The sequence below is a fragment of the Terrabacter terrae genome (genome assembly GCF_039529575.1).
Lineage (GTDB): Bacteria > Actinomycetota > Actinomycetes > Actinomycetales > Dermatophilaceae > Terrabacter > Terrabacter terrae.
Genome location: NZ_BAAANB010000184.1, coordinates 1 through 1,124, shown reverse-complemented (window position 1 = coordinate 1,124; position 1,124 = coordinate 1). Strand labels below are relative to the sequence as shown.

Below are 1,124 nucleotides of genomic sequence, written 5' to 3'. Positions count from 1 at the left end.
CCTTGTTCTTGTCGGTGGACAGGGTCTGCCAGGCCTTGGCCGCCTTGCCGAGGTCGTGGCTGGCGAGCCCGTTGGGGTCGTATGCCGGGTGGCTGACCATCGCGAGGATGGCGCCGGTCTTCGGGTCGAGGGCCACGACGGCGCCCCGGCTCCTGCCGAGGGCCTGGTCGGCTGCCTTCTGTGCCTTGGGGTCGATCGTCAGCTCGATCGTCGCGCCCGAGGTCTTGCGGCCGGTGATGAGGTCGGTGACCCGCCGCACGAAGAGCTGGTCGGCGTCGCCGGAGAGCAGGTCGTCGGCGGCGTGCTCGAGGCCGTAGGGCGCCCCGACGGAGTAGGAGTAGAAGCCGGTCAGGTGTGAGTAGAGCTCGCCCTGCGGATAGGTGCGCAGGTAGCGGTACTGGTCCTGGACCGGGACGGACTTGGCCACCGCCTGGCCGCCGACGATGATCGCGCCCCGCTCGCGCGAGTAGTTGTCGAGCAGCGTGCGCTTGTTGCTCGCCATGGCACCGAGCGACCTCGCCTGGGCGAACTGCACGACGGTCGAGGCGACGAGCAGCGTCGTGAAGAGCAGGGCGATGAGGATCGAGAGCCGGCGGATCGGGGTGTTCACGGCAGCTTCACCACCTGGGTCGCCTCGGCGGGCGCCGGCTCGGCCGCTGCGACGCCGACCGGGATCTCGGGCATCGGTCGGCGGGCTTGGTCGGAGATGCGCAGGAGCAGCGCCATGATCACCCAGTTCGCGAGCAGGGACGAGCCGCCGAGCGACAGGAACGGTGTGGTGAGGCCGGTCAGGGGGATGACCCGCGTGACGCCACCGATGACGATGAACAGCTGGAACGCGACGGAGAACGACAGGCCGATGGCGAGCAGCTTGCCGAAGCCGTCGCGCACGCCGAGGGCGGTGCGGACCCCGCGCTCGCAGAAGACGAGGTAGAGCACCAGGATCGCGACCGCGCCGAAGAGCCCCAGCTCCTCGCCGAGGCTGGGGAAGATGAAGTCGCTCTCGGCGAACGGTGTCAGGTAGGGGCGGCCGGCACCGAGCCCGGTCCCCGTGAGGCCGCCGGACGCCATGCCCCAGAGCCCGTTGGCCAGCTGGTTGGAGCGGTCGAGACTGTCGGGCGAGA

General features: G+C 70.3%; 2 protein-coding genes. Both read right to left on the bottom strand.

The features are described from left to right. Positions 1–610: penicillin-binding transpeptidase domain-containing protein (locus tag ABD194_RS20640; RefSeq protein WP_343995026.1), on the bottom strand; the 610-nt coding region annotated here is incomplete at its 3' end. Continuing rightward, positions 607–1,124: FtsW/RodA/SpoVE family cell cycle protein (locus tag ABD194_RS20635; protein ID WP_343995024.1), on the bottom strand; the 518-nt coding region annotated here is incomplete at its 5' end. The genes ABD194_RS20635 and ABD194_RS20640, both read right to left, overlap by 4 nt.